At 40.5% G+C, this 25,988-nt stretch carries 25 protein-coding genes; 12 read left to right on the top strand and 13 right to left on the bottom strand.

From position 1 onward, the window contains the following. Positions 1-27: 27 nt before the first annotated feature. From QMN06_RS09665 to QMN06_RS09645, 5 genes are all read left to right on the top strand, one after another. On the top strand, positions 28-429 hold the full coding sequence (locus QMN06_RS09665; protein WP_348649148.1) for a DsrE family protein: 402 nt from the start codon (positions 28-30) through the stop codon (positions 427-429). A gap of 248 nt (positions 430-677) precedes the next feature. Further along, on the top strand, positions 678-1,364 hold the full coding sequence (locus QMN06_RS09660; protein ID WP_281971764.1) for a fumarylacetoacetate hydrolase family protein: 687 nt from the start codon (positions 678-680) through the stop codon (positions 1,362-1,364). Between the two features lie 255 nt (positions 1,365-1,619). Then, the gene (locus QMN06_RS09655) at positions 1,620-2,042 is read left to right on the top strand and encodes a DUF2452 domain-containing protein (RefSeq protein ID WP_281969914.1); all 423 of its coding nucleotides are present in this window, start codon (positions 1,620-1,622) and stop codon (positions 2,040-2,042) included. A gap of 98 nt (positions 2,043-2,140) precedes the next feature. Then, a complete protein-coding gene (locus tag QMN06_RS09650) occupies positions 2,141-2,518 on the top strand; it encodes a nuclear transport factor 2 family protein (RefSeq protein ID WP_281969913.1) in 378 nt (125 codons plus the stop codon). A gap of 32 nt (positions 2,519-2,550) precedes the next feature. Then, positions 2,551-3,327: an enoyl-CoA hydratase-related protein gene (locus QMN06_RS09645; protein ID WP_281969912.1), complete on the top strand. Its 777-nt coding sequence runs from the start codon at positions 2,551-2,553 to the stop codon at positions 3,325-3,327. A 12-nt stretch (positions 3,328-3,339) separates the two neighbouring features. Here the strand turns inward: QMN06_RS09645 and QMN06_RS09640 are convergent, their stop codons facing one another. Continuing rightward, positions 3,340-4,365, bottom strand: a complete 1,026-nt coding sequence (locus QMN06_RS09640) for an Ldh family oxidoreductase (protein WP_281969911.1) — start codon at positions 4,363-4,365, stop codon at positions 3,340-3,342. Between the two features lie 164 nt (positions 4,366-4,529). Here QMN06_RS09640 and QMN06_RS09635 point away from each other — a divergent pair, with 164 nt between their 5' ends. From QMN06_RS09635 to QMN06_RS09625, 3 genes are read left to right on the top strand one after another with little or no spacing between them, the layout of a single operon-like run. After that, positions 4,530-5,318 carry a xanthine dehydrogenase family protein subunit M gene (locus tag QMN06_RS09635; protein ID WP_281969910.1) on the top strand — a complete coding sequence of 263 codons (789 nt, stop codon included), beginning with the start codon at positions 4,530-4,532 and terminating at the stop codon, positions 5,316-5,318. 9 nt (positions 5,319-5,327) lie between these two features. Continuing rightward, entirely contained in the window at positions 5,328-5,792 is a 465-nt protein-coding gene (locus QMN06_RS09630; protein WP_281969909.1) for a (2Fe-2S)-binding protein, read from the top strand. Beyond that, complete coding sequence (locus QMN06_RS09625; RefSeq protein WP_281969908.1) at positions 5,789-8,083, top strand: xanthine dehydrogenase family protein molybdopterin-binding subunit; 2,295 nt, start codon at positions 5,789-5,791, stop codon at positions 8,081-8,083. The genes QMN06_RS09630 and QMN06_RS09625 overlap by 4 nt, the downstream gene beginning before the upstream one ends. Here the strand turns inward: QMN06_RS09625 and QMN06_RS09620 are convergent, their stop codons facing one another. The 3 genes from QMN06_RS09620 to QMN06_RS09610 are packed head-to-tail and all read right to left on the bottom strand — an operon-like array spanning position 8,084 to position 10,487. Next, a complete protein-coding gene (locus QMN06_RS09620) occupies positions 8,084-9,070 on the bottom strand; it encodes a tripartite tricarboxylate transporter substrate binding protein (protein ID WP_281969907.1) in 987 nt (328 codons plus the stop codon). It abuts the gene before it with no gap. 10 nt (positions 9,071-9,080) lie between these two features. Continuing rightward, positions 9,081-9,494: a VOC family protein gene (locus QMN06_RS09615; RefSeq protein ID WP_281969906.1), complete on the bottom strand. Its 414-nt coding sequence runs from the start codon at positions 9,492-9,494 to the stop codon at positions 9,081-9,083. Positions 9,495-9,497: 3 nt separating this feature from the next. Further along, on the bottom strand, positions 9,498-10,487 hold the full coding sequence (locus QMN06_RS09610) for a quinone oxidoreductase (RefSeq protein ID WP_281969905.1): 990 nt from the start codon (positions 10,485-10,487) through the stop codon (positions 9,498-9,500). 157 nt (positions 10,488-10,644) lie between these two features. Between QMN06_RS09610 and QMN06_RS09605 the strand changes: the two genes are divergently transcribed. Beyond that, positions 10,645-11,784 carry a class I SAM-dependent methyltransferase gene (locus tag QMN06_RS09605; RefSeq protein WP_281969904.1) on the top strand — a complete coding sequence of 380 codons (1,140 nt, stop codon included), beginning with the start codon at positions 10,645-10,647 and terminating at the stop codon, positions 11,782-11,784. Positions 11,785-11,807: 23 nt separating this feature from the next. On the opposite strand, the gene QMN06_RS09600 is transcribed toward QMN06_RS09605, so the two are convergent. Next, a complete protein-coding gene (locus QMN06_RS09600) occupies positions 11,808-12,773 on the bottom strand; it encodes a tripartite tricarboxylate transporter substrate binding protein (protein ID WP_281971763.1) in 966 nt (321 codons plus the stop codon). Between the two features lie 91 nt (positions 12,774-12,864). On the opposite strand from QMN06_RS09600, the gene QMN06_RS09595 reads away from it, so the two are divergent. Continuing rightward, positions 12,865-14,070, top strand: coding sequence for a CaiB/BaiF CoA-transferase family protein (locus QMN06_RS09595; RefSeq protein ID WP_281969903.1), 1,206 nt, complete (start codon positions 12,865-12,867; stop codon positions 14,068-14,070). A gap of 90 nt (positions 14,071-14,160) precedes the next feature. Then, positions 14,161-15,468 carry a fumarylacetoacetase gene (gene fahA / locus QMN06_RS09590; RefSeq protein WP_281969902.1) on the top strand — a complete coding sequence of 436 codons (1,308 nt, stop codon included), beginning with the start codon at positions 14,161-14,163 and terminating at the stop codon, positions 15,466-15,468. Here the strand turns inward: fahA and QMN06_RS09585 are convergent. Further along, the gene (locus tag QMN06_RS09585) at positions 15,458-15,754 is read right to left on the bottom strand and encodes an Hpt domain-containing protein (protein ID WP_281969901.1); all 297 of its coding nucleotides are present in this window, start codon (positions 15,752-15,754) and stop codon (positions 15,458-15,460) included. The genes fahA and QMN06_RS09585 overlap by 11 nt on opposite strands. Before the next feature lie 122 nt (positions 15,755-15,876). Here QMN06_RS09585 and QMN06_RS09580 point away from each other — a divergent pair, with 122 nt between their 5' ends. Further along, entirely contained in the window at positions 15,877-18,444 is a 2,568-nt protein-coding gene (locus QMN06_RS09580) for a response regulator (RefSeq protein WP_281969900.1), read from the top strand. Here QMN06_RS09580 and QMN06_RS09575 read toward each other — a convergent pair. The 7 genes from QMN06_RS09575 to flhB are packed head-to-tail and all read right to left on the bottom strand — an operon-like array spanning position 18,410 to position 25,906. Next, positions 18,410-19,141: an OmpA family protein gene (locus QMN06_RS09575; RefSeq protein WP_281969899.1), complete on the bottom strand. Its 732-nt coding sequence runs from the start codon at positions 19,139-19,141 to the stop codon at positions 18,410-18,412. The two genes, QMN06_RS09580 and QMN06_RS09575, sit on opposite strands and share 35 nt — an antisense overlap. After that, entirely contained in the window at positions 19,131-19,883 is a 753-nt protein-coding gene (locus QMN06_RS09570; RefSeq protein WP_281969898.1) for a flagellar motor protein, read from the bottom strand. The genes QMN06_RS09575 and QMN06_RS09570 overlap by 11 nt, the downstream gene beginning before the upstream one ends. Then, positions 19,865-20,602, bottom strand: coding sequence for an RNA polymerase sigma factor FliA (locus QMN06_RS09565; protein ID WP_281969897.1), 738 nt, complete (start codon positions 20,600-20,602; stop codon positions 19,865-19,867). The genes QMN06_RS09570 and QMN06_RS09565 overlap by 19 nt, the downstream gene beginning before the upstream one ends. Before the next feature lies 1 nt (position 20,603). Next, positions 20,604-21,458 (bottom strand): hypothetical protein, encoded by an 855-nt coding sequence (locus QMN06_RS09560; protein ID WP_281969896.1) that lies wholly within the window; start codon positions 21,456-21,458, stop codon positions 20,604-20,606. Further along, entirely contained in the window at positions 21,448-22,665 is a 1,218-nt protein-coding gene (gene flhF / locus QMN06_RS09555; RefSeq protein WP_281969895.1) for a flagellar biosynthesis protein FlhF, read from the bottom strand. The genes QMN06_RS09560 and flhF overlap by 11 nt, the downstream gene beginning before the upstream one ends. After that, positions 22,662-24,737: a flagellar biosynthesis protein FlhA gene (flhA, locus tag QMN06_RS09550; RefSeq protein ID WP_281969894.1), complete on the bottom strand. Its 2,076-nt coding sequence runs from the start codon at positions 24,735-24,737 to the stop codon at positions 22,662-22,664. Before flhA ends, flhF begins: the two co-directional genes overlap by 4 nt. Then, a complete protein-coding gene (gene flhB, locus QMN06_RS09545) occupies positions 24,737-25,906 on the bottom strand; it encodes a flagellar biosynthesis protein FlhB (RefSeq protein WP_281969893.1) in 1,170 nt (389 codons plus the stop codon). Before flhB ends, flhA begins: the two co-directional genes overlap by 1 nt. Positions 25,907-25,988 lie beyond the last annotated feature (82 nt).

The following is a 25,988-nucleotide window of genomic DNA, read 5'->3' as shown; positions in this document are numbered from 1 at the left end:
ATCAAGAACATATTCATAGTAATGTTAATGCTACTTGGAGGAATATTATCCCTTCAAGCGCAGACAAATCAAGCTACTTTGGTGGCGTATCACATTGATGACGCTCAAACTCAGGGGTTAAAAGGGTTAAGAAATATTCGTAATCATTTAGATGTATCTCCCACAACGAAAATCATTGTTGTTACCCATGCCGATGGAGTTGATCTCTTAATGGAAGGTAGTCGTGATAAGAAAAATAACACAGAATATGCCCCTTTAGTTAGCGCCCTAAAGTCGAGGGGGGTTATTTTTGAAGTATGCGAGATTACACTGAAGAATCGAGGTCTCAAGAAAGACCAATTCATTCTTGAGGCCGATTACACACCTTCAGGCGTGGTGCGTTTAGCAGATTTACAGTACAACAATCACTTTGCTTATATTAAACCGTAGATTTATTATTCAAGTAATAAAGCAATATCAAACACAAATACTTTTTTTAGAGCAAATCTATAAGTGCATGAAACGCATTCTAAGTAGTTTATTATTAAGTATAGTTACAAATTCATAAACAGGGGATCAGTATGGATAATCAAGATAATTTTTCACGTCGAAATGCCATTAAACTTGGGCTTGGAACAGCAGCAGCTAGCTTAGTTACAAATAGTGCGTCAGCGGCAAAGTCTGTCGACTCAAAAACGATGTTTACCGTTCCTCAGGTGTTCATTCCTATCGCGGATCAAAAAGAGCAATTTCCAGTTCGAAGAATTTACTGTATTGGCAGAAATTATGCGGCACATGCTATAGAAATGGGATCTGATCCAACGCGTGAGCCACCATTTTTCTTCCAAAAGCCAACAGATGCTATTCAGTATGTTGCACCCAATACAGTTGGCGATCACATGTATCCGACACTCACCAAAAATTATCACTATGAAGTTGAGTTAGTAGCAGCCCTTCATCGCGGTGGTAAAGATATTAAAATCGAAAATGCTCTTGATCATATTTGGGGTTATGCCCTTGGCTTAGATATGACAAGAAGAGATTTGCAGCGCGCCATGGGCGATCAAAAAAAGCCTTGGGAAATTGGTAAATCGTTTGATCATTCAGCACCGATTGGACCATTATTTCCGGTATCGAAAGTTGGACACTTTAAGGAAGGCAACATTCAGTTGTCTGTCAATGGTGTTGTGAAACAAAAAGCAGATTTAAAGCAAATGATTTGGTCTGTAGCAGAACAGATTGTTAAACTTTCAGAAGCTAACGAATTATTCCCTGGCGATATTATTTATTCAGGAACTCCAGAAAATGTAGGACCTGTTGTTCGAGGTGATGTGATTCGTTGCCAGATTCAGAAGTTGCCAGACCTTGTGATTAAGATTGTTTAATTAAAACTTGTCATCATGCATGACAGCATTTGAAGGTAAAGCTTTAACTTAATCTGTAAGGTACAGGTTAAGTATGAAAGTTAGCCTACTTGAGCGGGAGATTTATCCGATTTTTTTCTTTGGAAAGATTCAGGCTGTTAAAGCGGCGGACGGTATTGCCATATTGATCTAAGCCAGTGTTGAAGTAACAGGTCTGCAACAATCCCTAAAATTAGGGATAATATATATATTGTTAATAATTTCCAAGGATATGCCATGCGAATTGAAGATACCGATCCAGCAAGACATGCTGCCATTGAGTATCCCATGGAGGTCAGCGCTCCGGTATTTGCGCCGATTAAAGTCGTTGAAGAAAAAGATAAGGCAGTCAATATTGCTAGGCAAAATGCTCAACTAGAATACGATCGCATCATGGAGCAAGCCGCAGTTTTGGTCAAACAGGCCAAGGCATTGCAAGCAAGGCTTGATGCAACGGAAATGGTCCATGCGGCAAAATTTAGTTTCAATCCGATTCATGGCAAGATTTATCACTTATATGTGGATGAAAAAAACCAATCTAATATATTGATTCAGAATGGGCCGAATGATTGGAGTTGCGGCATTCCACAACACTGGACGTATTCTTACGCTGTCAAAAAATTAGGCGATAGTACCTGGGCCATTGTTGATGAATCTTAACTAGCTAATCACCATTTCGCCATAGCTAGCAAAATATCTACCCGTATTGATTATTTGTTATAGTTGAATCATTACAACGATAGATAGAGAGACAAAATATGACGCATCCTATATTGCAATGTGAAGAACAACGCCGTACGGCAATGAATCAAACCGATTTGAATGCATTTCGCCACTTCTGTGATCCAGCGATGACTTATCGCCACAGCACAGGTGCTGTAGATGATTTAACTCAATATATTCATAAACTTGAAAGTAATCAGGTCAAGTATTCCAATGTTGAATTTAAAGACATGACGGTCATACTTCCACAAAGTGGCGATCAAAAAGTTGCTTTGGTGATGGGGCATATGTTTGCTGATGTGACAAAACCAACTGAAAATATCAAAATCAGTAGTCACTTTCAGACCACTTGGACATTAGTAGGTAATGAGTGGAAACTTCTCGCTGTACATAGTGCTTCCATAGCTAAATAATCTAATCAGCGATCCTTCATCGGGTTCACTAGATGAGTAACTTTACAGATATTCTTTACTCTGAGCATCAGGGCGTTGCGACGATTACCATCAATCGCCCGGAAAAATATAACGCTTTTCGTGGTAAAACTTGCGATGAACTGATTCAGGCCTTGCACCTTGCAGGATGGAATCAGAGTATAGGCGTTATTGTCCTCACTGGTGCTGGCGAGAAAGCGTTTTGTTCTGGCGGAGATCAGTCAGCTCAAGAAGGCGGATATGATGGCCGAGGCATGATTGGGCTTCCTTTGGAAGAGCTGCATAGTCTCATACGTGAAGTTCCAAAACCAGTGATAGCGCGAGTCAATGGTTATGCAATTGGTGGTGGCAATGTATTAGTGACTTGCTGCGATTTGGCAATTGCATCTGACAATGCTATTTTTGGACAAGTAGGTCCAAGAGTTGGCTCAGTCGATCCAGGATTTGGTACTGCATACCTCAGTCGGGTCATTGGAGAAAAGCGAGCCCGTGAGATTTGGTATCTCTGCCGCAAATATAGCGCACAGCAAGCCTTGGAATGGGGACTTGTGAATGCCGTCGTTCCACTCGTCGAACTAGATCGTGAAGTGGATCAGTGGTGTCAAGAAATTATTGCTCTGAGCCCTACAGCAATCAGTATCGCCAAGCGTTCTTTTAATGCTGATTCAGATGCCATTAAAGGCATTGGTTCTTTAGGGATGCAAGCCCTTAAATTATTTTATGAAACTGATGAATCTAAAGAGGGTGTAAAAGCTTTTTTAGAAAAACGTAAGCCTCGATTCAGAAAATAAATCCTTAACACTTTAGTTTGAATATGTTTTCAAAATCGCCAATGTATCAGGACTTAGCTTGATACCCAAATGACGTTGCTCTTCCATTTTGGTAAGTTCGATCATTCCGGGTACTATCACAGGTTTAGATGCATCTGCAGGAGGACTCTCAAGCAGGATGCTCGCAAAATCTTGCATGCGTTCTGATAACCACTGTGAAGAGCCAAGTTTTTTCGTATCTAAAAGGATAAAGAAATGACCTAAGTTCTGTGGTTGATCAGGAGCATCTTGCCAAGATTGAATATGAGTTAAATAAGCAGCATTGGAAAGTAGTCCTGCAAATAAATCGACCATTAACGCTAATCCATAACCTTTATGACCTCCAACCGGCAGTAAAAAGCCATCTAAAGCCGCTTTTGGATCGGTGGTTGGAAATCCTTTTGCATCAGTACCCCAAGTATTTGGAATCTCTTTACCTTGTTTAAATGCATCTCTGATTTTTGCGCGCGCGACTACGCTCATTGCCATATCAAGTAAAAAAGGCTGACCGCCAGGGTTTGGAACACCAAAGCCAAGAGGGCTATTACCTAAGCGGGCATCAGACCCACCCCATGGCGCAATCGTAGTTGTAGCATTACTACCAATCATGCTCGCAAAACCTTGTTCAGCAGCAATCAGGGCATAAGGCGAGATTGGGCCAAAGTGATTACTGCCACGTGTAAGGGCAACCCCAATCCCACATTCTGAAGCAACCTGCATGGCAGCTTCAAGAGAACGCATGCCAACAACAGGGCCAACACCATTGTCTCCATCCACTTTGATCATTGCAGAAGCAACTCGTTCGACAGTAATCTGTGGGCGCGGGTTAATACCACCAATTTTTAAACGATCACCATACGACTCTAAGCGACTCATACCATGCGTTGAAAGACCAAAAAGATCTGCCATGACGAGTACTTTAACAACATCGGTAGCATCTTGAGTAGGCAGGCCTAATTGACAAAATGCAGCAATCCCTAAGCGGGTTAATTCTGACTCACTAATACGTGGAGATTCCATCGAGATACCTATGTAAATTGAATGATTTATTCTGACAAGGCATTATTATGCCCCAGCCCATAAATATTGAACTTTAGATAAAATTGAAGTGTTTTGATTTGCTGTTAAATAATTGAATATTTACATTTTTGATTTATTATGAATGTATATAAAAGAGAGACATCATGAATACATTTCAATACCATAGTGCCAATCGTGCGACCAATGCCAAAGAAATTTTTTCACAGCATGAAAATGCCAAATTTCTTTCTGGCGGAATGACTTTATTGCCTTCCATGAAACATGGCCTTATTCAGCCGGATCACTTAATTGACCTCAGCCGGATTCCTGATTTGCAAGGAATAAAAGATAACCATGAATTCTTAAGTATTGGTCCTACAACAAAGCACAAGGACGTTGCTGCAAGTGATATTGTGCAAAGATCAATTCCAGGCTTGGCCTATTTAGCCAGTCAAATTGGTGATCCACAAGTAAGAGCTAGAGGAACGATTGGCGGATCCCTAGCAAATAATGATCCTGCCGCTGATTATCCAGCAGGTGCTTTAGCGCTCAAGGCGAAAATGATTACAGACCGACGCGAAATTGCGGCGGATGACTTTTTTACAGGCTTTTATTCCACAGCATTAGAGGAAGGCGAAGTGATAACGGAGATTCAGTTGGCAAAGCCGCTCAAGAGTGCTTATGCCAAATGCAAACAATCAGCATCAGGTTATGCACTAGCCGGTGTATTTATTGCTGTATTTCCAAACCAAGAAATTCGGGTTGCAGTCACTGGTGTGGGTGCTGGAGTATTTCGTTGGACTGAGGCAGAACAAGCATTCTTAAGCGGCCAATTCAAACCTGACTTACAACGCGATGATTTAATTAGCGATTTACATGCCCCAAGTGAATACCGTGTCAATATGGCTCAGGTTTTATTTAAAAAAGCTGCTCAACACATTCAAAATAATTAAAGGTTTTATATGCAAATCACCGTTAATGGTCAAACCCAAGATTTGTCAATCAAGGACAATACGCTTCTAATTGATGTCATTCGTGATCAATTACAACTGACAGGCACGCATAGTGGTTGTGATACCACCCAATGTGGTTGCTGTACAGTTTTGATGGATCAAGTTGCTGTGAAGTCTTGTACTATTTTGGCCAGACAAGCTGAAGGAGCCTCTATCCAAACGATTGAAGGTTTAGCAAAGGATCATTTGCATCCTGTGCAAGAGGCTTTCTCAGAAGAGCATGGCTTGCAATGTGGATACTGTACTCCGGGCATGATTATGAGTACAGTTTATTTACTACAAAGTCATCCCAATCCTACCGATGAACAAATTAAAGAAGGTTTAGCTGGTAATATTTGCCGTTGTACCGGTTACGTCAATATCGTTAAAGCTGTCAAATCAGCTGCGAAAAAGATGCAGGAGACACATGTATGAATGCGCCACAGGACTTACTCCGTAAAGAAGATTTAAGACTCATTACCGGCCATGGCAAATTTACTGCCGATTGGTCTTATGATGGAATGTGCTATGGGTATGTGATTCGTTCACCGTATGCGCATGGACTGATTAAGTCGATCAACTATCAAGAAGTATTATCTGCACCAGGCGTCATTCGGGTGATTACTGCAGAAGATATTGCAGCTGCTGGCATGAAAACCTTGCCTACAGGCGCAACAATGCAAAACCTTGATGGGCAGAATCAAATACTTGCACCAATGCCAGTACTTGCGATTGATCGAGTCCGCTTTGTTGGTCAGCCTATAGCCATGGTCATTGCAGATACGTATGAGAATGCCAAACACGCAGCTGAACTTGTCCAAATGGATATCGAGGCTCTTGAGGCAGTTACAGATTATGACTCTGCTCGAGCCGTCGGTGCTCCGCAATTACATGCGCAAGCAAATGGTAATTTATCGATTCACTATATTCGTGGTGATCAAGCGGCTACAGAAAAAGCCTTTGAGCAGGCTACATTTGTGAGTTCTATGGGTGTGAAAAGTCAGCGTTTAATTGGCTCCCCCATGGAGTTGCGTGCAGTTCTTGCTAAATACGATGCAAGTAGTGACACATACATTATGCATTCGCCCAATCAGGGGATGTTGGGAATGCTAGGGGCATTAGAGCACGTCACTGGAATACCTAAAGCACAAATTGATTTACAAACTCAGGATGTCGGTGGATCTTTTGGAGTTCGAAGCGGAGCATTTAGTGAGAGTGCTTTAGTGATGCTTGGATCTAAGTTGATCGGTAAGCCTGTGAAATGGATGGGTACACGTTCAGAAATATTTTTATCCGATTGGCATGGTCGTGGACTAGAGCTCAATGGTTTTATAGCGCTAGACTCTCATGGAAAAATCTTGGGATTACGATTTGAGAATACAGCTGACCTTGGCGCGTATACCTGTTATTTTGGATCATTCATTGGGGCGCGTAATGTATCCATTACGATGAATGGGGTATATGACATACCTGCATTGTCCATGTCTTCCGAATTGTATTTCACGAACACAGTTCCTGTATCAGCATACCGTGGAGCAGGACGTCCAGATATTGCTTATGCGATAGAAAGACTGATTGATCATGCTGCGTATGAACATGGGTTTGATCCTATTGAACTGCGCCGTAAGAACTTTATTCAACCGAACCAATTTCCGTATGACAATCACATTGGCTCGGTGTACGACTGTGGAGAGTTTGATCGCTTACTCAATCGCGCATTAGAGATGAGTGACTACAAAAACTTTGAGCAGCGCCGCCAAAAGTCCTTAAAAAATAATAAATTAAGAGGTATTGGATTAGCTTATTTCTTAGAAGCATCTGGTGCTGGAACTGCCCCTAAAGACCAAGTGATTGGTCAATTTACCGAAGACGGTAAATTACGTATTTTTGCTGTAACTGGAGCTTCAGGTCAAGGACATGAAACATCTTTCTCGCAAATTGTCCATGAAAAAATTGGCCTAGCCAATGATCATGTTGAATTTGTTGCCGGGCAGTCTGACAAAATGATGATTGGTAGTGGTACAGGTGGTTCAAGAACTTTATATGGTGCAGGAAGTGCGGTGATGAATTTATGTGAGCAAATTCTTGAAAAGAGTAAGCCACTTGCGGCACAAGTACTCAATACAGAGGAAAGTCAATTGGAGTTTAGTCATGGTGTTTGGAAACATACTGGAAGTAATCAATCCTGTACTATTTCGCAACTCGTACAAAAAACCTTTACTCAAGGCCAACCCCATCCTTTGAACCTGACTGGCGAGGCTTCATCAGGTGCGACCTATCCGAATGGATGTCACATTGCAGAAGTAGAAATTGACCCTGATACTGGCGTTACCGAAATTATTCAATATACCGCCGTAGATGATGTTGGAGTGGCGATTTCTCCTGTCTTAGTTCAGGGACAGATCCATGGAGGAATTGTGCAAGGAATCGGCCAGGCATTTTACGAACAAGCCATTTATGATGCATCTGGGCAGTTATTGACAGGTTCATTTATGGACTATGCCATGCCTAAGGTGGGTTGCTTGATGAATATTCAAACAGAAAAAATTGAAGTACCTACTAAAAACAATATTCTTGGTTCAAAGGGTGTGGGTGAGTCAGGATGTTCCGGATCTTTACCAACTTTATCGAATGCAGTCATTAATGCACTGCGTCCAAGAGGTATCACTGAAATGGACATGCCTTATACGCCTGCAAAAATTTGGCAGGCGTTACAGAATCAATAATTATTCGTAGTTGATATTGGCAGACTTAATGACTTTGCCCCAGCTATCTAAATCTTGAGCAATTTGCTTTTGCATTTGAGCTGGGGTCATCGAAATTAAGTCATACCCTTCTTTACGAATGGCATCTTGTACAGACTGTTCTTGAAGTGCTGTATTGAATGCGGGCACTAACTTATCTAGTACAGATTGGGGAAGTTTGGCTGGTCCAACTACTCCAAACCAAATACTGGCATCAAAATTCGGGTAACCTGACTCAGCTAAAGTTGGGACATCTGGGAACATGGAACTGCGCTTAGGCGAAGTCACCGCTAAAGCTTTGATTCGCCCAGCTTGAATATGTGCAGATGCTGCGCCAAGTGAGGAAAACAAGAGTGGCACATGACCGCCGATGAGTTCAACAATCGCAGGGGCACCTCCTTTATAAGGAACATGAGTCAACTTCGTATTTGTAACAATTTGAAATTGCTCAGCGGCAAGATGACCAACACCGCCGATACCTGATGTGCCATAACTCCAAGTACCTGGTTTGTCTTTCATCAGTTCAATTAGTTTTTTAACATTAGTTGCTGGTGAATTTGCTGGAGTAACCAATATCACCCCACCTGAACCAACCATCGCCAAAGGACTAAAGTCTGTTAAGGGGTTATAAGCGGTTTTTTTCATCTTGGGTACGATAGTCATCGGACCTGAATCAGTAATGTGAAGCGTATATCCATCAGCAGGAGCCTTCGCTAAAATATCCGCAGCAATGGCACCACCTGCACCTGGGTGATACTCCATCACGATGGATTGTCCTAGTATTCTGGTTAAACGATCTGCTAGTGGTCGAATCAAATTATCTGCAGCCCCACCTGGAGAATAGCCAACAATCATTCGAATTGGTTTTTCTGGATATTGGGCAAATGACAGTAGGGGTAGTCCAGATAAGGCAAGATACAGAACCATTTTGAACAAAGATCTTTTAGAACTAATTATTGGTTGAAGCATAGATTCCCCCTCACTCTTTTGCAAATACAGATTGTTGTTGATGAATACCTTTAATTTCGATGGCATTGCCAGAAGGATCAAAAACAAGAAAAACATCTTGCTCTCTGGCAGTTCCTTGAAAAATCGTTTGTGGAGGCATTGCGAATTCAATCTGATGTTCTTGAATTCGCTGCAAGATCGTTTGATATTTTTCCAAGTTCACCACAATCCCAAAATGTCTCAGAGGGTAGCGATTTGGTAGAGTGCCGATATAGACACTTTGATGTGCCGCTTCTTCAGGCGATAATTGGGCGACTAAATGATGTTCGAAAAAATCAAAATCAATCCGATCCTTGGCAATACGAGAGGCGGGACAACCTAATATTTCGCCATAAAAGAATAGCGTTTCTGAGATTGAGCTAATAGGTATTGATAGGTGGATCATGATTTATGGAATCAAAACAATTGCGCCTTTGGTACTTCGACTCTCAATCATCGTGTGGGCTTTTACCGCTTCTTTTAAAGGAAGTACATCTTCAATATCAAGCCTAAAAGAAGGGTCCTCTAAAATTTCGAAGGCTTCTTTTGCCATGGATTGCAGATCATTTTTGTCTGCGATATAAGTTCGCAGAGTTGGCCGACAGATCCAAAGCGACTTGGCATGAAGGGTTTGCAATGCAAAATTTTCCACTTGTCCAGAAGCAGTTCCAAAGTTAATCGCAAGGCCCTTTGGCTCAAGACATTCCAAAGACCCCATAAACGTATCTTTGCCTACTGACTCAAAAACCACCTTAACACCTTTGCCACTCGTCATTCGATTCACTTCAGCCACAAAATCTTGCGTCTTATAATTGATGGCGTAATCAGCACCTAATGATTTTACAAAGGCAATCTTTTCATCTGTACCTGCAGTAGCAAAAACTTCAAGACCGAGTCTTTTAGCCCATTGCACTAAAACTTGCCCCGTTCCTCCAGCTGCTGCATGGATTAAGACTTTATCTCCAGAGAGAAGAGGGCGCATTTGTTTTAATAAGTATTGCGCTGTCATTACGCGCACAAATCCTGCGGCGCAACGCTCATCAGAAACTTTTGGGGGTACCATAACTAATCGATCTGATGCAACTGCGACATGCGAGCAGTAGGTTCCAACACCGGCATTGGTGAACGTTACACGATCACCTACTTTTACTTCAGTCACATCTTTTCCAATTGCTAGGACAATCCCAACACCATGCACTCCAGTGATAAAGGGTGGTTCAGGATTGTGGGCATGAGACTGACCTGCTCGTAAATAAATATCAACAAAATTAACACCAATAGCGGTTTGCTCAATCAGTGCTTCATAATCTTTAGGAACTGGCATATCCATAGTGGCATAAGCCATCACATCAGGACCGCCAAGTTTCGTCACAATCATGGCATAGCAAGATTGATTCATATTGTCTCCAACTCATTATTTTGATTTAATCTATCATAATTTAAAAATCAAATACACTAAGGGCAGTAGATACCCTAATGAATTACCTCTATTTTTATGAAGAGTTCGCTCTTATTTCAAATGCCTTCCAATTATTGATTGAAGCTAGAAAGGCTGAATGACAACTTCGTACCCACATATCCATTGGGAACACCATGGTGTTCACTTACAAAGTCTTTGGTATTCTGAGGCAGACTTAGCGCCCCCCAAAGAAATCATAGTGATTGATGACACTTTGCCAGCAAATAAAGCGATCGAACTTGCAAAGCAAGGTAAGGGCCTTCTTTGGAGTGGTGATTATCAAAATGGTAGAGAGTTACTTCGTGCCATAGCACGCCGATTAGATAAACCACCACGAGTGGGATCTCAAAAAAAGTTAGAGGATCCCGCCGAAATTTTTGCCGCTCATCGTCAACAGCAAGGCTTGAAGGCTCAAGTAATGGGAAGTGTTTTGATTGCATTATCAAAAGAATTTGTGATTGAGCTGCGTCGGGGACAAGATGTGGCGCAAGCTTGTTTAGAAGTTATAGGAACGATTAATGAGGGTATCGTGATGCCCTTGAAACAATTATTAGCAATCGTTAGCGCACATGAATGGCGTAAGAAAAAAGTTTTTATTCCGGCGTTAGAGCAGCACATTACTCCTCATTTCGGAGTGTATTCTCCCCTTCGTGGTGAGTATCTTGATTCAGTTAAAAAAGCACCTTTAGCAAAAGAGTGTCAAGTGGCATTTGATATTGGGATAGGAACTGGTATCTTGTCGATTTTGTTGGCTCAGCGAGGCATCCCAAAAATCATTGGCACAGACCTAGATCCAAGAGCAATTGCTTGCGCACAAGAAAACATCCATACTCTAGGGCTCCAAGAAAAAATTGAGATACATGAAACTAATTTGTTTCCTGTGGGACGAGCCGATTTGATTGTTTGTAACCCGCCATGGCTTCCTGCGACTCCCACATCGCATATTGAACATGCTATTTACGACCCGAACTCTCAATTTTTAAAAGAGTTTTTAAGTGGATTAACATCCCATTTAAATGCCCAAGGACAGGCATGGCTAATTATTTCTGATCTGGCAGAGCATTTGGGATTACGAACACGACAAGAATTACTTGATTGGATTGCCAAGGCAGGATTAAAAATAGTACATCAAATGCAGATCAAGGCAAATCATCCAAAAACTCGAGATGATAGTGACCCTCTTTATTTTGCTCGCGCAAAAGAAGTCACCACCTTATGGGTTTTAGAAGTCGAGTAAACCAAGCTATTTACGAAAATGCATTAATCCAGTTTGATATTGGCCGATTTAATGGCTTTTGACCACGAGCTAATCTCTTGATTGAGGAGCTTAGTCATCTCTGCTGGAGGAAGATAGCGTAATTCCACACCTGCAGCATCCGCTCTTTGCTTGACCTCTGGGACCTCTAGACCAGCTTTTACGCTACTGCTTAACTTATCAATAATTGCTGGAGGAGTACCCGCAGCAACATATAAGGCCACCCAAGACTCAAGAGAAAATCCAGGAAGTCCAGCTTCGGCAACTGTTGGAACAGTTGGCATGAGAGGGTGACGAGATTTACCAGTGACCGCAAGCGCTTTGAGTTTGCCGGTTTGAATATGGCCAATAACGGAAGGTGGAGTTGTGATGAAGACTTGAACTTGACCCGCTAAAACATCTTGGATCGCAGCGCCAGAACCCTTGTAAGGGACATGGACCATATCTACCCCAGTTTGTTGTTTAAAGATTTCGGTACCGATATGAGAGACGGAGCCATTGCCCTGTGAAGCATAATTGAGTTTACCGGGGTTGGCTTTGGCATATGCGATGAGTTCTTTGAGATTATTGACTGGGATAGAAGGGTGAACAGTAATGACATTTGTCGCAACTGTAATTAATCCAATCGGGGTTAAGTCATTTAAAGTCCAAGGAAGTTTGTCTTGCAAAATTGGATTGGCGATATGGTAACCAGAATAGGACACTAAAATCGAGTACCCATCTTTTGCGCCCTTTGCTACTTGTTGATAGGCGATATTGCCACTTGCACCACCTTTATTTTCAACAATAACAGTTTGCTTCAAGATATTGCTTAAAGGATCACTAACTAATCTGGCCGAGGTGTCGACAACTCCACCAGGAGGATTAGGAACCACTAAAGTAATAGGGCGATCAGGGTATGCAAAGGCTTGATTTAGATTGCATAAAAATAGAACAAAAGTTACTAATGTGGATCTTAATAATTGTTTCATGATCATTTTTATGCCCATCCATTGAACTGAAGAAAAAGTAAATTATTATTACATAATCAGTACGGGTATATTAATTATTGAAGGAGTTCTTGTGAGTTGTTTGAAAGGGATCAAAGTCTTAGAGATGGGACAACTGATTGCCGGTCCATTTGCTGGTAAAACATTAGGTGATTTTGGTGCAGAGGTCATCAAAGTGGAAACTCCTGTAACTGGCGATGCTTTACGAAAATGGCGCCTACTAAAAAACGGCACCTCAGTCTGGTGGCAAGTTCAGTCGCGGAATAAAAAATCTATTTCATTAGATTTAAAGAGTGAACAGGCTCAGGAAATTATTCGATCTTTGGTGGCTGAGTGTGATGTCATGATTGAAAATTTTCGACCAGGCACACTTGAAGAGTGGGGGCTTGATCCCCAGGATTTATTAAAAATCAATCCAAGATTAATCATTCTTCGAATTAGTGGATATGGACAAACGGGGCCTTATCGTGATCGACCAGGATTTGGGGTTGTTGCAGAGGCGATGGGTGGACTGCGTCATTTGACTGCAGAGCCTGGACGCGTACCTGTTCGGGTTGGCGTCAGTATTGGCGATACTTTAGCCGCATTACATGGTGTGATTGGTATTTTGATGGCATTGCATGAACGCCATCAAAGCGGGCTCGGACAAATTATTGATGTTGGTTTATATGAGGCAGTATTTAATTGCATGGAAAGCCTCTTACCCGAATACAGTGCATTTGGTGAAGTTCGTCAAGCAGCTGGAAGTGCATTACCCGGAATAGCACCGTCCAATGCCTATATTTGTAAAGACGGGGGATATGTTCTCATTGCAGGTAATGGCGACAGTATTTTCAAGCGGCTCATGAATGCCATTGATCATCCAGAAATGGCAAATAATCCTGAATATGCTGACAATACTGGTCGCGTGAAGCATATCAAGTTGATTGATGAAATCATTGGTCAGTGGACTCAGTTACATCAAGTGGCTGAAGTTTTAGAAGTATTAGATAAAGCCAAGGTACCTGCTGGAAAAATTTACACTGCCGCGGATATTGCTCAAGATCCTCATTTTTTGGCAAGGGAGATGATTGTCACGCAAACTGTTGATGATGGTAGTGAGTTATTAGTGCCTGGAATCGTGCCAAAATTATCAAGAGCACCGGGGAAAATTCAACGATCAGCACCACACATTGGGCAAGATAATGAGCAGGTGTTGCGAGATATTGGTCTTTCAGCAGAGCAGATTGCGCAGCTTTATGAGCGCGGTATTATTTGGTCAGAAAAGCAGGATAATTAAACTTAAGAAGATTGAATGATTGAGATTATTTGAAATTTCAAACTTCCAATTTAAACCTAATCAATTAATAACAAATACAAGAGACAAAAAATGCCAAAAAAAACAAATGGAAGTTGGGTTCTGAGTGCAAATGTAGAGGGCTGTGATTTTCCCATTGAAAACTTACCCTATGGATGTTTTCGTATTCTAGAAGACTCTTCTAATAAGTCCCTGATTGGAGTTGCGATTGGTGATCAAATTTTGCCACTGACTGGCCTTACAGAGAAAATTTCAATACCACCTCATTTAAAGGAAGCCTTCATAGCATTTGATGCAGCTCACTTGAATGCCATGATGGCATTACCTGATTTCATACAAGAGGGATGCCGAAGTTTTTTTATTGAATTGCTCCAAAAAAATAGTGGGCTTCAATCGCAACTAGAGTCGTGCTTAATTGCGCAAAGTGCTGTTGAAATGATGATACCTTGCCAGGTGCCTGACTTTACTGACTTTTATTCAGGCATCAATCATGCAAGAAACGTAGGTTTGATGTTGCGCCCTGATCAACCTTTAGCGCCAAATTACCAATGGATACCCGTTGGTTATCATGGCCGTTCATCATCGATTATTCCATCTGGCAAAGGAGTCGTTAGACCGATAGGGCAAACTCGTGCAAGTGAGGGCAAGCCACCTTATTTTCAGGCATCTAGGAAGTTGGATTACGAATTAGAGTTAGGTGTATTTATTGGCCAACCAAACCCACAAGGTCGTCCGATCTCCATGGATGATGCTGAGGAACACTTTTTTGGTATGTGCCTGTTAAATGACTGGTCTGCTCGAGATATTCAAGCATGGGAGGCAGCACCCCTAGGACCATTTCTTGCAAAAAACTTTGCCACAAGTATTTCTCCATGGCTTGTGACGCGTCAGGCTTTAGCGCCTTTTAGAAAATCTTGGACAAGGAGCGAAACAGATCCTCAACCATTACCCTACTTAGAGTCACAGGGTAATCGTCAGCAGGGCGCCATTCAAATATTTTTAGAAGTTGAATTATTGACTCAACAGATGGTAAAGGAAAACATCCCGCCCCAGAAAATTGCCAATTCAGAGTTTTCCGAAGCTGCTTATTGGACCATCGCACAATTAATTACGCACCACACCAGTAATGGCTGTAATTTAAGTGCTGGGGATTTGCTGGGGACTGGTACTTTATCTGGTGAAAAGCCTGAGCAAGCCGGATCCTTATTAGAGTTATCTCAAGGTGGAAAAAAGCCAATTGAATTCAATCACGGTGAAAAAAGAACCTTTTTGGAAGATGGCGATACAGTTATTTTGAGAGCGTATTGTCAAACCGAGGACGCCGTTCGTATAGGTTTTGGCGAGTGCCGCAATACTATTTTTCCGGCATTTACTTCTTGATATATTCTTCAACTTCTTGCTGAGAGGCAATCCAAGCGTTTTCGAAATGATTGGCGAGTTGAATTAAATCGGGAGATTCTTTACTTTGTAAAGTTTCATTGATATGTTGACAAGCATCATAGATGCTTTGCATACCTAAGAAAGAGGAAGATCCTTTAATAAAATGGGCATTTTTTTGAATGCCCTCAATATCTCGATTTGTAAATGCAACCAAAAGTGCATTTTTCCCTGAGGTGATGGGATCGAAAAATTTTTGGAGTAAGTCTGATAATTGATCTTTATTCATAAAACCACATAATTTGTCAAATTGTCCTAAATTTATGTGATTCATGTAAGAATAATGGAGTAATATAATTAGTTAAATGATTACATAATTAATATACTACATTTTCAAAGTCCACACTGCATATGCCCTCGGAAAGTGATTCTTATAATAAATCTTTTCGCCGAGCGATATATTCCGTTCTTTTTTCCGGCATTTTAATTTCAGGTTTGATCGCGTTTACTGTATTTAAAACACTATCAAACCGCATTAGTGTCACGGCTCAATATGTTGTCGATATAAAGGCGAATATAGTTCAAGAAAGGTTAATTCTTCAGAATAGCCAATTAATTTACTTATCTAGAATAAAAATCATTTCTGGGATACAAGAAGTAAAAAATATAATGAAATATCATCTGCTCGATCAGGTAAAAAAAGAGCAACTTGGTTTGTATTGGGTACCATCCTTTGCACTCAAAAAAAATACGGATGTAGTCGTCATCGACAAAATATTTGAAGCAACACAATATTCATCTCATCAGCATTTACAAATTGAATCTTCGATTAAAAAAATAATGAAGGAGAAGATTAAACACATTGACAACAAACAAGGCATTACCTACTTAGATTCAATAAACATTTCAAATGAAGCTGCAGAATCAAAGCCAATGCTTATCATGTTCTTAGCCGCATACAAAGATGATAAGACTTCAAGTTTGGATGGAGTTTTAGTCAATATTGTAGATTTCAACCAATTATTTTTGACTGATGAGCGTCACAACAAATCAACTGATGTATTTGGCTTTAAGGAAATGTCAGATAAAGAAAGTTATTTTATTAATCAAATTACATTTGAAGATAAGACCCCTATTTCGCAAAGCAATCAGTCCGATCCTTCTTTTTTTCAGGGGGAGCTTGGTAAAAAATTAATAAGACATATTCATTCAGCGTTTCGCTTTAATAATGCAAATGTTGCTATTCGGAACAGCAGTATTTTTATCATCCACCAATTAAAAATTTCATTTTTTGTATTCTTTCTTGGAATAACATTTTTCAGTTTACTAGCTTTTTTGATTGTTAGAGGAATCAAAATTCAACATCAAGCAAGTCAGGAAATCAACTATCGGAAAAATCAAATTGAAAAGAGTCATTTCTTTGATACATTAGCACATGAACTAAGGACTCCATTGAATGGAGTTTTAGGTATGGCAAATCTACTTTTAAAGTCCAAACTAGATCCCTCGCAATACCATTATTTGAGTGCGATTAAGCAATCTGGATATTTAATGAATTTAATGGTTGACCAAACTCTTACAGCCTCAAGAATGGAAACGTATGACATCAAAATTGTGGATGATGCGTTCATTTTTAACGAATTATTAGAGCAAATTATGGATGGATTAGGCCCATTAGCGGATATTAAAAAAATAGACTTTAGCTATGATTTGCCGAGAAGTGTGAATGGCGTTACTTTCTATGGTGATGAGCTTCGATTACGGCAGGTATTAATTAATCTCCTAGGAAATGCCATTAAATTTACAGATGAGGGATATGTCAGGTTAACCATATCTCATGAACAAAATTCAGAAGATCCGCTCAAGCCATTCATCCGATTTGAAGTAAGCGATAGTGGCGTTGGACTTAACAGCGATGATCGTAATACATTATTCAAAAAATTTGGTCGAGTTAATAAAAATAAATTAATCAGTGCCTCTGAGGGTGGTTTGGGCTTGTATATTTCTCAGAAAATTATCAGATTAATGGGAGGTAATCTTGAATTTGAAAGCACTCCTGGATTGGGTAGTAATTTTTATTTTAAAATTCAGATGAAGATTCAGGATAATCCCGTTGACCAACATGCTCAATTGAGCGCCTTAACAGGTAAGCACATTCTTATTGTAGGAAATCAAAATCACGAAAGCACCTTGCAACTTAAAGAACTATTGGAAAAACGTGGAGCAATTACCTATGGGTTTGATAACTATTTGGCAACTAAAAAACATATCCTTGCGCAAAAGCGTCAATCTCTTATTCCTGATTTAATTTATATACATCCAAAGGTGGGTGATGTTGCAGGCACTATGTTCTTTAATGATATTCAGCAATGGCTTAATTTAGACCTGTCCTCTAGAATCATCTATTTATATACTTCCACAAAAAGTATTGATCGATTCCACATTATTTCTGCAGGGGTTCAACATACTCACCTCATTCCAGTAGACCCAAAATATTTACTTATTCAAGCAGAAAAAGTGTTAGAAAGGAACCAAAATAGATTGCCTAAAAAGCTGATTACCCAATTTTCATCAGGTCAAAAATCGATTTTTGATAATAATTTCAATATCTTAATCGCTGATGATAATTTGGTGAATGTAGAAATTATTACCATCATGCTGCAAACTTTAGGTCATCAAGTAAGTGCTGTGAAAAATGGCATTGAGGTACTTGATGCCTTAGAGAAAGAAACCTTTGATGTTATTTTGATGGATATTAATATGCCTGAATTAAATGGTATTGAAGCAACCATGCAAATTCGTAATTCGGATAGACCCTATAAAAATATACCTATTATTGCGATGTCGGCGAATATTGGAGAAAAATTTGCAGGCTTGTGTATTGAAAAAGGGATGAATACTTATATAGCAAAGCCAATTGAAATCGAAGCTCTTGACAGAAAAATTATGGAGATTCTTTTATCCCAGCAAGGATCTTGATAGCGACCCTTCGATTGCGATAGCGTCCTTCTTCACTATTGTTTGATTCGATGGGTTGATTTGCAGCATAACCTATTGCAGTCAGCTGGCTTTCTTGTACTCCATATGAAATAAATGCACGTACGACACTACTTGCCCTGGCTGACGATAGTTCCCAATTGGATGGGTACATACCAGTATTGATCCGATTATTATCGGTATGACCTTCTACCTGAATTTGATTCGGGTATTTTTTTAAGATATCGGAAATTTGTAGAAGATCTTTCTCAAAGCTTGGATCAATTTGCGCCTGACCTGATTTAAACAAAAAGCTGTCATTGATCACGATACTAATACCGTCTCTTACCTTAATAATCTTAATTTTGTTTTGAGCAATTAATGGCGCTAAATCATTTTGTAAGGTAGTATTAATTTCGGAGATTTGAGATTCTCTTGTATGAATCTGCTCAATCATGGAATTAGTTTTATCAGAGATAAAATTATTATTTTTTGATTCAGTATTTTTAACATTTAAAGCAATACTTAAAGACTCAGACAATGATTTAAATTTAGACTCTTCCACATTGGATACAGAGTACATCACAACAAATACGGCAAGTAAGAGTGTGATGAAGTCAGCATAAGGGAGAAGCCAACGGTTGGCATCATCATCCTCATCATCAATGGGATTTGATCTTCTTCGTAGATTATTCTTCATCGGAATACCAATGGCTCTTAATATGCTCTTTAATGATAGAAGGGTGTTCCCCTTGGGTGATCTGATAGAGGGCTTCTGCAATCATTTCGCGCTTTAAGATTTCATGTTGTAATGAATACTTTAATTTATTGGCTATCGGTAAAAATACCAAATTAGATAAGCCCACACCGTAGAGAGTTGAAACGAACGCAATTGCAATACCACTGCCCAATAATTCAGGCTCATTTAAATGACTCATCACACGAATAAGCCCCATCACAGCACCTAAAACGCCAATCGTAGGCGCATAACCGCCCGCTGCTTCCCAAACTTTAATGGCTAGCTTGCTCGCTCGCTCATAACTCATAATATCCATTTTTAGAATTTCTAAAATTTGCGATCTGGATTTAAAGTCGGCAAGTAGCAAAAGTCCACGTGACATAAAAGGCTCGGCAGTTTCATCTAAGTGCTTGTCTAGTTTATGAAGTCCTTCTGTTTTGGCGGTACTGGCCCAAAGATCAATTGAGGCTAACAAATCATCGCAAAAATCTTGATCAGGTGTAAAAGCCCTTTTGATGAGACGCATCGAACGAATCACCCTTGGCATACCAAATTGAAGAATCACGGCTCCCGCTGTACCACCGATCGTTACCAAAAATGCAGTTGGCTGGATGAGTGACTGGATTAAACCACCCTCTAGAAGATGACTGGCGATGATTGCAATAATTGCAATCATCAAACCAATTAAGCTACCCCAGTCCACTTTTGGGCCCTCAAAATACCACGCATCCGTGCGATGGCTTGGCTATGTAATTGTGAAACTCGTGATTCCGTAATGCCCATTACAGCCCCAATTTCTTTTAAATTGAGCTCTTGTTCATAATAAAGACCCATGAGTAATTTTTCACGTTCTGGTAAGTTGTCAATGGATTTAATCACCGCGGCCCTAAAGCCCACATTGATTAAAGCTTGGAGTGGGTCTTGGGAGGTATCAGAATAAAAACGATCTAAGAAGTGGTCTGCACTATCCCCATCACTATCATGAAAATCATCAAAATAAATGAGTTGGTGACCCGCGCCATCAGTTAAGATTTGTTGATATTCGGTTAACGAGAGTTGCATCTTTTTTGCAGCTTCTGTTTCTGTTGGAGGCCTAGCTAATTCTTGTTGAAGTTCATTAAGAACCATTTCCACTTTCCGCATGTTTTTGCGAATACCGCGTGGCATCCAATCACTTTCACGGAGTTGATCAAGCATTGCGCCACGTATACGCTGTACCGCATAAGTTTCAAACTGAGCTAAAGCAGTTTCTTCATATTTGGATAAAGCATCTAATAGACCAATCATTCCGGCTTGAATCAAGTCATCAACTTCCACATTAGAAGGAAGCTTTGCTTTGAGTTGATGGGCTAATTTTTTCACGAGATGCATGTGTTCTTTAAAAACAAGATCACGATCTGCACGTCCTTTAGCATCGTACATTTTAGTGCTCCAATACAATCGGTTGGGAGTTAATCGATTTAGCTACAAAATGCTGGTGTAATTTTTGATCAATCAGAATTTCAGTAATCGATCGAAAAGCTTGGGACGACTTGGATAGTGGGAATGCATCGATAATCGATTTACCTAGCATGGAAGATTTAACGAGATAGTCATCTTCAGGAATATGACCCAAGTAACTTAGTGGAATTGATAAATAGTTTTTAGCTGCAGTTGCGATGTTTTTATATACTAATTGCGCTTGAGACTCTTCAGCATGATTGACCAATAAAGCCACTCTTCGACGTCCAACGGTATTTGCGATATTTTTCAATTGGCCATAGCCGTTTTTTATGGACGCTGCAGTACTTGAAACAATGAGTATGACTTCACTTTCAGAAAACTCCGGAATTAAGAACGGATTATCCATTTTTAATTCAGTATCAATGAACCAAATATTAGAATCATTTGATAAGTTTTGAAGCGTTTTTGATAAAAGTTCTAATTTGGAAGTGTGATGAATGATTTGAGAGGTAGGAATGCTTGCTAATTGACTAATACGACCGCCTTGCATAAATTCATAAAACCCTAAATGCATTGGTTGATTCGTGATAGAAAGATCCCATAAATTAGATTTTAGTTGTGTTTTGAGACGAGAACTAATGCCTGATTGATCCATCCTCGCATCTATCAAGTGTGAGCTATTGCCCGCATGAATAACTGTAGAGGCCAAATTGAATAGCAAGGTGTTCTTGTGTGTGCTAGGGATAGCTGAGAGAACGATAAAGTTCTTCGTCGAAGGCTTGCCAAGCATCCTTCGCAGTCCTGCAGCTTGATCTTCCATCATACTATGCAACATAAATACCCCTCACACTCGCATCCTCACGAGCTGATTTCGTTGACATCAATGTTGAGAGCTCTGAATCTTCGAATTGATTGGAGTCAGAGTTCTCTAACTTTTTAAATGAACTTTCTACTAAAGACTTGGCATTTGCCACTTCAAGATCTTCTGGCACGCGTTGTCCTGTACCTACATAGAATAAACGCAATTTTTGACGAAGCACTACATCAATGGCATTGCTTAATACAGCAGCTTCATCCAGCTTAGTTAGGATACAGCCTTCAACACCAGAACCACGATAAGAGGAGACTACTTCATTGAGAGTTTCAATATTGCTCGTCGTATTTAGACATAGCAAGCGTTTAACAGGAAATTTAGTGCCATTGAGCATCGAAATTTGTTCAGTAACCATTTGATCACGCTGACTCATACCAACAGTGTCAATCAAAACCATATGTTTTGACTTCAATTCCTCTAGGGCAATACGCAGATCAACTTCATCTTTGACCGAGTGCACCATGACACCTAAAATCTTGCCATAAATACGTAATTGTTCATGAGCACCAATTCTGTAACCATCCGTTGTAATCAGAGCAAGATTTTTAGCACCATGACGCATCACATAGCGTGCTGCTAATTTTGCTGTTGTGGTTGTTTTACCAACACCAGTAGGACCTACTAAGGCATACACACCGCCATCATCTAAAAACTGGTTATCGCTATTAATCGCCGTTAAATTACGAATCAAGACATTTTTGGACCACTGCAAGCCTTCTTCAAGATTCATTTGAGCGGGAGCATTTTCTGATAAATAACGAGACAAACTAGCGCTAAACCCTAAATTAAGAAGTTCTCTTAATATGCCATTTTTAGCAGGTGTTTTATCTCGATTACCCACCCATGATATCTCCGCAATCTGGGACTCTAGAGAGTTTCTCATTGCTCTTAATTCACCCATTAACTCAGAAATATCGGGCATCACTTTAGCTGGAGGAGGAGTATAGGCTTGAGTTAATCTAGGTTCAGCACGAACGACAGGCGATGAGGAAACTCCTTGATCAGAACTTTCAATAATGCCGTTAAAGTCTTGAGAGCTGCAAGCGAGGATTTCAATACCCTGAGCCACGGTTCGATTGGACAGTATCATGGCTTCAGGTCCTAGCGCCATTCTGACTAGTCCAAGCGCTTCGCGCCCATTGACACCTATAAAACGTTGAACTTTCATCCAAGTGCTCCTACAAGGTTAGTTACTTTAATTGATCGGTTATCAGGAAGTTCTGCTTGTGATAGAACACGTAATTGTGGAAGTGTTCTACGTAAAAACTTTGCTAAAGTGTTGCGCAATTGATGAGGCACTAAAAGGACAGGGGTATGCCCCAGCTGTTCTTGGATCTGAGCAGCCTCAATGGTTTGACGTACTAAGGTATCAGCTAGGCCAGGCTCTAAACCCGTATCTCCAGCATTATTCGTTTGCAGATTTTGCAGTAAAAGTTTTTCTAATCTGGTGTCTAGAGTCATTACTGGCAATTCTGAATTGCCAGGCGCTAATTGTTGGACGATTGATCTGCCTAAAGCAACACGCACTTGTGAAGTTAGGGCATTGGTGTCTTGACTTTGAGGAGCGTATTCAATCAAAGTTTCAACAATGGTGAACATATCGCGAATATTGACACCCTCAGCCAATAAGTTTTGCAATACTTTATGAACAACGGTTAATGGTAGAGCTTTTGGTGTAAGGTCATCTCCGAGCTTAGGTACTTCTTTATTGAGATGATCAAGTAAAGCTTGTAATTCTTGTCTTCCTAATAATTCAGAGGCGTGTATCGAAATTAAGTGATTCAGGTGTGTTGCAATCACAGATCCTGCATCAACGACCGTATAGCCTAAAGCTTGGGCTTGATCACGAATATTTGCATCAATCCATATCGCCGGTAAACCAAAGGCTGGATCAGTTGTTACAGTACCATCGAGTTCGCCAGAAACCATACCAGGATTAATCGCCATAAACTGACCCACGTGTGCTTCACCAGTCCCGATTTCAACACCCTTTAAAGTAATTCGATAAGCAGTCGGACGAAGTTCTAAATTGTCACGAATATGAACGGAAGGAGGAAGAAAGCCAATTTCTTGAGCAAATTTTTTCCGAATCCCTTTAATACGACTTAATAATTCACCATTTTGATTTTTATCAACGAGAGAAATTAAGCGATAACCCACTTCAAGTCCAAGAGTTTGGATGGGCGTGACATCTTTCCAAGTAGCTTCTTCTAACTCGGGGGATGCTACAGGAGCTTTAACGGGTGTTTCAGTTAACTTTTCAGCCGCCATTTTTTTCGCAAAGTAATAGGCAGATCCAGCCAAGATCAATGCTAACGAGAGGAAAGAAAAGTGGGGCATTTTAGGGATGAGACCCATGATGCCAATAATACCGGCAGTAATATAGAGAACTTGCGTGCGTTTAAAAATCTGGTTGACCAATTGGCTGCTGATATCTTGATCACTCGCTACTCTTGAAACTACCGCACCTGCCGCAAGAGAAATCACTAGAGAAGGAATTTGCGCCACTAAGCCATCACCAATTGCCAAAAGAGTATAGGTTTCAAGAGCACGAGAAAACTCTAAATTATGTTGCATCATACCGACTAACAGACCACCAATCATGTTCACGACAGTAATCACGATACCCGCAACTGCGTCACCACGAACGTATTTACTAGCACCGTCCATCGCGCCATAAAATTCAGCCTCTTGAGCAACTTCCGTTCTTCTTTTACGCGCATCAGCTTCACCGATTAAGCCCGCATTTAAGTCAGCATCAATCGCCATTTGTTTACCAGGCATCGCATCGAGTGCAAAACGAGCGCCTACTTCAGCAATACGACCAGCACCCTTAGTCACCACCACAAAGTTAATGATGGTCAGAATAATAAATACAATAAGACCAACCAAATAATTGCCGCCGATTAAGAAGTGACCAAAAGCCTCAATCACTTTACCTGCAGCATCAGGGCCGGTATGACCTTCAGTTAATACAATACGAGTAGATGCTACGTTTAGAGATAAACGTAGCATGGTTGTGACCAACAAGACAGATGGGAATGCCATAAAGTCTAGTGGTCGAACAGTATACAAAGCTGTTAAAAGAACAATGATGGATAAGCCTAAATTAAAGGTAAAGAAAATATCGAGTAAGAATGCTGGTATTGGTAAAACCATGAGCATCAAAATGATGATCACAATCAAAGGCGCTGTGAGCGCCTTTGCATTTAAATTCCTCATGACTTTATTAAAATCCATTATGCAGTCTCCGTCATGGTGGCTTCAGGCTTGATTGCATCGTATGGATCCAAACCGGTTGGTAGATCTAATAATTTCGGGAAATCAGGTACAGCCTCACCAGCGTCTTTCGACATACGCAGTTGAAACACATATGCCAATATTTGTGCGACGGCATTGTATAAAGTTGGGGGGATTTCTTCATCTAGATCAGTAATCGTATAAAGCGCACGAGCAAGTGGCGGTGCTTCCACAATCATTACTTGATGTTCTGTAGCAAGTTCACGAATGATCATCGCAATATCATCAACACCTTTTGCAACAACAATCGGTGCGCGATTCGAATTCTCAGGATATTGAAGCGCAACTGCATAGTGGGTTGGGTTGGTGATTACCACATCTGCCGTAGGAACTTTGGTCATCATACGACGACGCGCCATTTCACGTTGTTGTTGACGAATTTTTGCTTTAATTTCAGGATTACCTTCAGACTCTTTTGCCTCATCTTTAACCTCTTGCTTAGTCATCTTGAGTTTTTTGTTATAACTCCACAACTGATAGGGCACATCAATCATCGTAATCACAGCCAAGGTACCGACTAAGACAGAAAGACTCAGGAGGATTAATTCCATTTGATGTGCACCACCGATTTCAATTGGCATGGACATGAGAGACATGACTTCAATCAAGTGTGACTCAATTAAGTACCAAGCTGCGAAGCAAATAAAAATCACTTTTGCAATTGCCTTAATTAATTCCACTAAAGAATTGATTGAAATAATTTTTGCTAGACCGCTCATGGGATTTAATTTGCTAAATTTGGGAGCTAAATTACCTGCAGTAAATGACCATCCGCCAATCAGCATGGGGGTAACTAAGGCAGTGATCATCACGATGCCAATAAATGGGGCGAAAGTAACGACTAAGTCAAACATCATTTTTGCGTAATTGATGATGAGTTGTTCTGGGTCAAGCTGAGGGGCGCTTTTAAAGCTTAAACTTTCTCGCATGTGTTGACGTAAATGAATGAAGAGTGATTGCCCAACCATCCAAAATCCGGCAGTTGCCGCTGCAAGAATGGAGAAAGTAGCTAATTCTCGAGAGCGAGGGATATCTCCAGCTTCTCGAGCTTTTTCTATTTTTCGGGGCGAGGCCGATTCGGTTTTTTCCAAATCGCTTTCTTCAGCCAATTCTCTTTCCTCAAACTTTCTAATCGATTAAAACAATTACTAACAATTAGATTATTCAGGAAATTAGAACGATTTAAGCCTT

It is taken from the genome of Polynucleobacter sp. SHI8 (genome assembly GCF_027944005.1).
Taxonomy (GTDB): domain Bacteria; phylum Pseudomonadota; class Gammaproteobacteria; order Burkholderiales; family Burkholderiaceae; genus Polynucleobacter.
The sequence above is the reverse complement of the archived record's forward strand: the minus strand, read 5'-3'. Positions and strand labels throughout refer to the sequence as shown.